This is a genomic window from Nostoc sp. (assembly GCF_041747015.1).
GTDB lineage: Bacteria > Cyanobacteriota > Cyanobacteriia > Cyanobacteriales > Nostocaceae > Nostoc.
On the sequence record NZ_JBGTFY010000150.1, the window covers coordinates 1 to 9,062 of the forward strand.

At 39.9% G+C, this 9,062-nt stretch carries 7 protein-coding genes and 1 pseudogene; 2 read left to right on the top strand and 6 right to left on the bottom strand.

All coding sequences use genetic code 11. The features are described from left to right. Window positions 1–402: pseudogene (locus tag ACEW80_RS11760) on the top strand (ferredoxin:protochlorophyllide reductase (ATP-dependent) subunit B); the annotation flags it as partial. Between the two features lie 63 nt (window positions 403–465). On the opposite strand, the gene ACEW80_RS11765 reads toward ACEW80_RS11760, so the two are convergent. From ACEW80_RS11765 to ACEW80_RS11785, 5 genes are all read right to left on the bottom strand, one after another. After that, window positions 466–891 carry a type II toxin-antitoxin system VapC family toxin gene (locus ACEW80_RS11765; protein WP_373526749.1) on the bottom strand — a complete coding sequence of 142 codons (426 nt, stop codon included), beginning with the start codon at window positions 889–891 and terminating at the stop codon, window positions 466–468. Beyond that, window positions 881–1,138, bottom strand: a complete 258-nt coding sequence (locus ACEW80_RS11770) for a hypothetical protein (protein WP_373526750.1) — start codon at window positions 1,136–1,138, stop codon at window positions 881–883. Before ACEW80_RS11770 ends, ACEW80_RS11765 begins: the two co-directional genes overlap by 11 nt. 166 nt (window positions 1,139–1,304) lie before the next feature. Further along, window positions 1,305–3,098 carry a DUF262 domain-containing protein gene (locus ACEW80_RS11775; RefSeq protein ID WP_373526751.1) on the bottom strand — a complete coding sequence of 598 codons (1,794 nt, stop codon included), beginning with the start codon at window positions 3,096–3,098 and terminating at the stop codon, window positions 1,305–1,307. A 159-nt stretch (window positions 3,099–3,257) separates the two neighbouring features. Beyond that, window positions 3,258–3,620: a DUF2281 domain-containing protein gene (locus tag ACEW80_RS11780; RefSeq protein ID WP_373526752.1), complete on the bottom strand. Its 363-nt coding sequence runs from the start codon at window positions 3,618–3,620 to the stop codon at window positions 3,258–3,260. Between the two features lie 306 nt (window positions 3,621–3,926). Then, entirely contained in the window at window positions 3,927–6,842 is a 2,916-nt protein-coding gene (locus tag ACEW80_RS11785) for a glycerol-3-phosphate acyltransferase (RefSeq protein ID WP_373526753.1), read from the bottom strand. Window positions 6,843–7,336: 494 nt separating this feature from the next. On the opposite strand from ACEW80_RS11785, the gene ACEW80_RS11790 reads away from it, so the two are divergent. Continuing rightward, entirely contained in the window at window positions 7,337–8,287 is a 951-nt protein-coding gene (locus tag ACEW80_RS11790) for an SGNH/GDSL hydrolase family protein (RefSeq protein WP_373526754.1), read from the top strand. Between the two features lie 483 nt (window positions 8,288–8,770). Here ACEW80_RS11790 and ACEW80_RS11795 read toward each other — a convergent pair. After that, the coding region (locus ACEW80_RS11795; protein ID WP_373526755.1) for an alpha-isopropylmalate synthase regulatory domain-containing protein at window positions 8,771–9,062 on the bottom strand (292 nt) is incomplete at its 5' end.

The window sequence follows — 9,062 nt, forward strand, 5'->3', positions numbered from 1 at the left end:
ACCCAAATGGAACGCCACGTTGGTAAACGTTTAGATATTCCCTGCGGTGTAATTGCTGCACCAATCCACGTCCAAAACTTCCCCATTGGTTACAAACCATTTATGGGTTATGAAGGCACGAATCAGATTACAGATTTGATCTACAATTCCTTCACTTTGGGAATGGAAGATCACCTCTTAGAAATCTTCGGTGGTCATGATACCAAAGAAGTTATTACTAGGGGAATTTCTGCTGATTCTGATTTGAATTGGACAAAAGATGGTCAAGCAGAATTGAATAAGATTCCTGGATTTGTGCGCGGTAAAGTGAAGCGTAATACTGAGAAATTTGCGCGCGATCGCGGTTTCAAAGAAATCAATGCTGAGGTATTGTACGCTGCGAAAGAATCTGTCGGGGCGTAGTTTAACAGGTTAAGGATTTTTAATAATAGAGGGCATATCTTAATGAATGCCTTTTATTATTACTTATTCTGACTTCAACAGACGAATAAAGCCAGCTTGTTCAAAATGGTGATCTGTAGTTAATGCCTCTTTAATGCCAAGCTGTTGCATGACTACAAAAGAAGTGCTATCCACCAAAGACCAAGCTTTATCTTCTCTAGTTTTGAGTAGCTCCCAAGCTGCTGAATCTATTGTTGGTTCAATATAAATCAAGTTGATATAAGGAGCAGTTCTGACAGCTTCTACGTATTTAAATAACTGCGGACGAGGTACGCGTAAAGGGCTATTCAGCAAAGCCACCAGTTCAATAACAACATAATTAGTTGTTACCATTGCTTGATTTTGCTGACGTTTATGTTGAAACCACTGCTTTGCTTGTTCGTGGTAGGACTCAGTTGCAATAAATAAATTAGCCCACCCTGATGTATCTATAAAGACTTTATTCGCCAATTTTTAGCTCCTGCTGCAAAGTTTGCTGGAGATATTGATCGTGGTTTTCTCCTACATCAGAATTATCAAACTTCAATGTACCTAGTAAAGGTAAAATTGGATCGAATTCGGAGATATTTTCCTGTTTAGCTGATTGAGATAACGATTGCAGAATTAAATCTTCTAAAGATAGATTCAGTTTTTCCGCCTGAGCAGTTAATTTACTTTCTAAGTCATCTGACAACTGTATTGTTAATGTTTTAGCCATTTTATTCACCAATTACGAATTTAAAAAAATGGTATATGAGTAATGAACACTAAATGAAATTCTACTCTTCATTACTCACTTTCATATTTTTTACGCTTACCTTACCTAAGAACCTTGCTTCACATTGTTAATAAAATAATCCGTAGAAGCCATATCATTATTAAATCTAAGAAAATCGCCTAAAAAGCTCGTTGTATTCTGAAAACTTAATTTCTTCAACATTTGCACCAATACGCTCGTAGTATTTAGAATCGTATGCAGTAGGATCTCTCCCCGCACTGAGTTTAAATAAGACTACCTCTCTGCCATGATAATCAATCAGTTTAATATTTCTACCGATACTACTTTTCACAGACTGTTGAATAGGTTGAGATTCAATCTTTTGTTTCAACCACCCAAAGAATTTATCAACACTGCCTTTTAATCTAGTAGCTTCATGGTCTATTCCTGTTATTTTGAAACCCTTGTACTCTACACATTGACTACCGTATATAGACTCTACTCTCTTCGCATCATTATCGTTATCCGCTACGCCAACGCAAACATAACCAGTAGAATTTGGTGAATGGTTTGCCATAGCAGTAAGAGTTTTTATAATTTTGTCGAAATTATCCTGATCAAACTCAGTTCGTCCGTCCAGCTTTGTAAAGCCCTGCTTAAAATCATACAAAGCTTGCTCAGTTTTAGATTGAGTCAGTAATGTTTCAAACTCTGTAAGCCAGCTATCAAGAGCGGGATCTTCCCGCTCACTTGGCTTGAAACAATCTCTAACAATACCTTTAACTGCCTTTATATTTTTAGTCTTGTTCGATGAACTCCAATTGCCACCTCTAGTGATATCAATATTCTGACTAATATTCATTAAGCTGTCTACTAGTCCTCTACGGTTAGCAATCTGCATTCTTTCAATAAACATCAATTCATAAAAGCTTAGAAAAATTACTTGAAAGTAGCGGGGTACTGCATTTTGATTTGATAATAATTCATTAAACTTTCGTCCTGATTCGTCTAGTATTCTACGCATTTCATCATATACTTTGACAAACTGTCCCTTAATCACATCAGGATTTTTTCTTCGGAGGGCAGTCTCTATATCATTGTTTCTAGTACCTGAAATTAATCCATAGTATTCATCCAGAACTTCAGAGCTACTTCTTGGTACTTCGGGCAGTAATGCCATGTATGCAACAATTTCAGCGACGACTTCTTCATCTTTTGATTCTCTAACCATCTCTTTTGTTAAAACATTGTTTTTCACCCAAAAGATATTATTTACCTTTATTCCGTATTCTAAATTAGCATTAGTAATACTAATATATTTCATGTTATTAAGAAGAAGAACATCCGATGCAGATGTATCCGTTCTAATTTCATTTGATATTTTCCTTACTAAATCAGGAAAATCACCGGTCGCTCCAGCTGCTCTCAACTCTTGTCTAGACAAATGTTTACCATTTGAGTTAATTCGCCTGAAGACTTCATCAACTTTCTCGTCATTATCAAATGAGTAAATAGAGATAGGCAATACGTAACTTGCTATTATCTCACATAGATTTCTTTCAAGAATAGGTTTCTTTTGTTTCAGAATATCTTGATCCAGGAGAGATTTTGATTCTACCATTGTCTCTAAATCAAAATATTTTTCATTGATTTCAAACTCGCCTTCAATGAAAGATGTTAATGCATTTAACCTTTGCATTCCATCTATAATTTCAAATACAGAGAATTTTTCTCTTTCAGATTCAGCAAGCAAGATTATAGGTACAGGAAATCCCTGAAGTATTGAATCTATAAATGCTCTTTTTTCTTCAATAGTCCAAACCAGTTTTCTCTGATATCTTCTGTTTACATAAAACAGATGATTTATATAGAAATTGTAAATTCTTTGAATACTTTCACTTCTAATAGAAAGTTCTCTTTGCACAGAGGAAGCAGGAATATTATCTGGTAGTTTTGCCATATTATTGAGTCTTCCTTAAACTCAGACTTGTATATTTTAATTCTTCGAGTATAGATTTAGTTTTTAGAAAGCGAGTGATACACAGTATAAAGTTCAGCCAGAGTGCAAGTTGAAACAAATCCTTTTATCCTGTTAGGACACGCTGCAACCAGAGTATACTCATTTATTAATTCGTTCCTCTCTTAAATCATGCACAACTGTTTGCCACTTGTTTGAGCCTTCAGCTTGTACAATTAAGTTTCCCGGAACATACTTAACAGGCAAACCCTTATCTAGTTCACCGGGTTGCCAATCATAAGGTTCATAGCTACCCAAATTTGATAAGTCAGTCTCTAGCCATCCTGCATCAGATTCTTCATCTAATTCTTCACTGACTACAGATAACTGAGATTCCTGACTATTCTCCTTTCGCCACTCTAAAAACTCAACAAAATCTAGAACTTCCTGCTGTGCATTTTCTGGAAGGCGTTCTAGTTTCTCCAAAATCTTTTCTTTGAGAGAATCCATGTTTACAGACACCATCTTTGCTTAATAGTGTAACTCATTGCTTCTAGCCAGAATAATAGGCTTTTATCCCAAAAGTAATATCTGACGACAACCTACTGTGCATCTATGAATCCTGACAAAGGTTGTCTTGCAAGATGTTACCCTATAGCGATCGCTGCGGCAACCCTTCGAGCGATCGCATGAAGTACTATTTCATCTGCTGACTATTGTCGGAATACTCTCATTGAAAGTATCCCAGTTGGTAAATGTAGACTTATCATTACAATACCTTTTTTTGATTTCCAGATTATGAGAAACAGATTCTTCTAGCAGAAGTAGTAATCATTCTGGTCTCAAATCGTTAGATAATTCCACAATCCCCCTAGACCCATCAATCCGTACTCGTTGACCATCTTGCAGGAGCCATGTAGCGCCTCGAACATCCATGACTGCGGGAATCCCATACTCACGAGCAACGATCGCACCGTGAGAAAGCCGTCCACCAACTTCGGCAATTAATCCTCCAGCCCTTAATAACAAAGGTGCCCAACCGGAATCTGTGTAAGGCACTACCAGAATCGTATCTCGGTCAATGTCTGGCACATCCTGTAAATTTCGCAACACCTTCACTCTGCCTTCGGCTTGTCCGGGACTGGCTCCAATGCCTTGTAAGATTTGGTCAGAGTAGAGCAGAGAAGGAGCTAAGGGGTGAGGGGGTGTATTGCCGTAGACTAAAAAGGGTACTTGAATAAATTCGCTATCTTGGACGAATTGCGATCGCCTCAATTTAATTAACTCATCCAACTGCTCAATTAAGCTAGAATCTGCATCCCCAATGAGACGGCGAACTTCATCAAAGTTCAGAAAAAAGATATCTCCCGTTTGCTTGAGTAAGCCGGACTTTAACCAAATCTTCTCTAAAGCCACAAAACTCCAACGTAATTCAGCTAACAGGCGCGAGTAAACTTCGGTAACTCGTCCTTTGATATCCACACGCCGTTGCACAAATCCACGTTTGCGCTTACCAGCCAAGATGCTATTAATCGCGTCTTTAGCACCTGCTTGTGGTTCGTTACCCTGCATCAACTGCACAAACATCTGCTTGATTAGATGGGGATTTTCGCGCCAAGTCGCAACAGAAATATCAGTTCCCACTTCACTTAAATAGCCGTAATCCTGAAGCAATTCGTTAAATGCTTGCAGGATCTTTTCTCCCTGTGGTGTTTGCTTTAATTGCTCAAATACCTTCTGTGGCTCAACCTCAAGCAATACTTGCTTGGCATCTGTAGCTATTGCACTGAGCGATCGCAATGCCGCCACCTCTGGGGTAACGCTGTTATCAATTTCCCCATCCTTGACTCGAAAAATCGCCTGCCGCAGAGCAGCACTCAAGGGAGCTAAAATGCTATAATATGTCCCTTGACGCAGCAACTCTAGGATAAAGTCAATTCTTACCAATAGCTTGGATGGTTCCAAGTTATCAATATCTGACTGCGCCAACTGCGATAAGCCAGGAATGAATCGTTTGTGATAGTCCCGCTTGAAGTCTTTTTCTAAACTTAATTCTCGCCCCAGCAACCTCGCTAGTCCGGGCAAATTTTCCCAGGTTGACTCCCAAGATGGCTTACTTAATTTAGCTCCTCTGGTTAAAAATTCCAAACTTTCCGATGGCAGTCCCATGCGGAGAAAAATACTTCCTAAGAGGGATGCATTAAAATAGGCTCTAGAATAATGCAGAGTTGCTGTTTCGGTGAAATCTAACCCCAAAGCGCGATCGCCTAAAACTAAAGTAAAAAGTTCTCCCCAAGCTCCACAAGTTAAGGGACGATTAATTGACCACGTTAAGGGGTGAATTACTCCGGGAATCACTTCAGCGGCGATTTTGCGTGTCCACATGGGCAGCAGAGTAGTAATCGGTCGAGATTGCAACACCCAGAGGGTTTGACCGTCATAACTCCACTCGATATCTTGAGGAGTTCCATGATAGCGTTTTTCGAGTCGGTAGGCTAAGTATGCAACTTGCTTGATTAATGCTTGTGGAACTCGTCCTTCGCCCTCTAATTGCACAGAGGAAGAATTTTCGATTTCCAGTACAAAAGCGCGATATTGTTCTGGTGTGACTTTTCCCGAAACGACTTGCGTCGGGCTGCCTGGAAGGGCTTCAATGATGATCGCATCACCTTGCTGAGTAATGGGATCGCGGCTGAAAGCGACACCAGAATATACACTCTGGACTTGTTGTTGAATCAACACAGCCATTGCTGAGTCATTTAAGCCGCGATCGCGCCGATACTGCACGGCAGATGGATGATTGTAAGAAGCTTGAACTTGAGCGATCGCTGATTGCAATGCCTGTGGGCTAGTAACATTTAAAACTGTTTCATACTGCCCAGCAGCAGAAGCCTGTTCTGAATCTTCTCCAATGGCTGAAGAACGCACCACTAAAGGAGATAATTCTGATGGCTGGAGAAATTCTGTTAACAGTTCCGGATCATCGATTGGGGCGAGTACCCACCCCTTCGGAACTGCATAGCCCCAGCGCTTAATTTGAGATAACGTCGCCGCCTTTTCTCCGACTATGGCAGCATCCAACTCTTCATCTAGAGAAACTATTGTGCGTTGGCGTAGCCCGTCGTAGACATCGCCGCGTAAAAATTCCAACATCCCTTGCGATTCTGTTTGTGCCTTTTGGGCTGGCAGGTTCATATCATCAGGAATTTTTGTGTAAATCCAGCCCATTAAACCAGCTAAGGCAACAGCAGCGAGGATTCTGGGGATATCGCCAATGTGCAGAATTGTCACAAACACAGGAAGGAGAAGTAAAACCCCAAATTTTACTACCTGTTTTGATTGCAGAATTGTAAAAATAATCCCTGCAAAGAAAGATACAAATATTGCCACCAATGGATCATGTAGCACAAATCCCCAGACGACATTTGTCGTGCCTGCCCCTTTGCCTATCCAGTATCTACCTATTACTAGAGCAATAAGGGCAATCAGTTCCCAAGACGAATCAGCTGGAAAGAAAACGCGGCTGAGTAAGATTGCCGCAAATCCTTTGGAAGCTTCTGACAAAACCGCCAGAATCCCGACAAATCTACCGCCGTGATAAAAAGCAGCTGATACACTAATATTTCCTGTACCAATTTGCGATAGTTGCTTACGCTTGAGCGCGTAAGTAATCCATGCAATCAGGGGTAATCCGCCCAATAGGGGGCAGGCAATTAAAATAACTAAGACACCCCAATGTTCAAACATTCTGGATTTTGGATTTTAGACTTAAATTTTCCATCTAAAACCTCAAATCTAAAGTTTTTCTGAAATTTTTGATGGCTGTTAGGGCGCTTTTATTTACTAATTGCTTAATGGACACTTGGCTACGACGGAAACCGCTTTTGCCAGTGTCCTTCAGGCTGCTAATGGTTTTAGTTTAGCGCATAGGCAGCTTGCAACGCCCAGATGATCAGAGCCGCGATCGATCCCAGAAGCAACACGGTAGAGATAGTGACTACTTTGGGGGAATCTGCACCCTCGAATTTCATAATTCCTCGATTTAAGTCGGACACAGCTTTGTAATCCTTCTTTGTTGCAAAACGAAACATTTGTCCGTTTTGATTGTAGTCCTTCTATTTACGGATGATGTTAAATTCCTCATATTATTTTGTTTAAGCTTGGCAATTGTTCCATTACCCAATGCCCCATACCTCAGTTAATATCGTTGAAAGCAACTCGGTATAAGAGGGTGTGAGCAGGTGAAAGTGACGCTAATGGTAATTTTGGCGGTGGTTGTGGGATTATTTGTGGTGTTAGAAATCGGACTACGAGCGCTATTTGGTTTTGGTAATCCCCTGATTTACATTGGCGATGAGCAGATTGGTTATTTGTTGGCTCCTAACCAGCGTACCCGTCGTTTTGGGAATCGCATTGAGATTAATGAGCATTCTATGCGAGGCAGTCCGATAAAAAACATACCTGCACCTTCTGAACTACGAGTCTTAATGTTAGGTGATTCTATTGCTAATGGTGGCTGGTGGACAGATCAGGCTAATACAATATCCAGCTTGATGATGGGTTCTCTGGAATCATCCACTAATAGTAATTATCAGGAAATAGAAGTGCTAAATGCTTCAGCTAACTCTTGGGGACCAAGGAACGAATTAGCTTATTTACAGAAGTTTAGCAATTTCAATGCCCAAGCAGTAATATTACTAATTAATACCGACGATTTGTTTGCTACTCCTCCCACTTCTTTACCAGTAGGACGCGATCGCAACTATCCAGAGAGTAAACCCCCCCTGGCATTAGTGGAAGTGTGGCAACGCTATATAGTCAAGCAAAAACCAATTCCTGAAATGAACGCAGTGCAGAATGAATCAGGCGATCGCGTTGGCATTAATCTGGAAGCGATCGTTAAAATTCAAGCGCTAACTCGTCAAACCAACAGCCAATTTCTACTAGTCATGACTCCCTTACTACGAGAAATTGGTGAACCAGGCTCCCGCGATTACGAAATTAAGGCACGTCAGCGCTTGAGCGAGTTTACCAAAACTCAGCAAATTAACTATATAGATTTTTTACCAATATTCAATTCAACCACTAACCCACAAGGTTTGTTTCACGACCATATTCACCTCAATTTGCAAGGCAATAAATTTGTCAGTGAACTTATGAAGCGATCGCTTTTAGAAATCATAGAGACTTAACCACAAAATGACTCTGTAGTCAATTGCAAGTTACGAAAAAATGATTGTAGAAGATTCAGGCAGATGAACAAAGTATTAAAAGATAAATTTTACATCAGCACGGATAAATCTAAATTAGATATTCAAACAATTCATGATTTTTTACGAACTTCCTATTGGGCTGAAAACGTCCCATTAGCTACTGTGGAAAAGTCATTTCGTTACTCATACAAGCTGATTGAGTATAAACATCATTTTTTATCATAAAGTTTTATGGATATGAGGTAAATCTAAAAATCTGAAAAAGTAAAAAATATTTATAATGCAATACCGTTCAGTTAAAGTTGTTTGTAGGATTTTTCGGTGTCTAGAGATGTTACATTACAACGTCTCTACATTCTTACAAAAAGCTGAAAAAGAGCAAAATAAACGACAGATAAACACTTATATTTATCTGTGTTTATCTGTCGTTCTATTTAACAAATCTCAACTTATGTAAAAGGTCTAATGCAGTGCAGATACTTCCTCTGGCTTTTCTTGAGTTTGCAATGCAGAATACAACCTGTTCAGCGCATTTACATAAGCTTGCGCGGATGCCACAATGATATCTGTGTTCGCCGCATGACCAGAAAATACCCTAGATTCATAACGTAAACGAATCGTCACTTCTCCAATGGCATCAATACCAGCCGTTACTGACTGCACAGAAAACTCAATTAACTCGTTGGGTACATTCACCACCCGGTTGATTGCCTTGTAAACTGCATCCACTGGCCCAGTACCGATCGCAGCATCG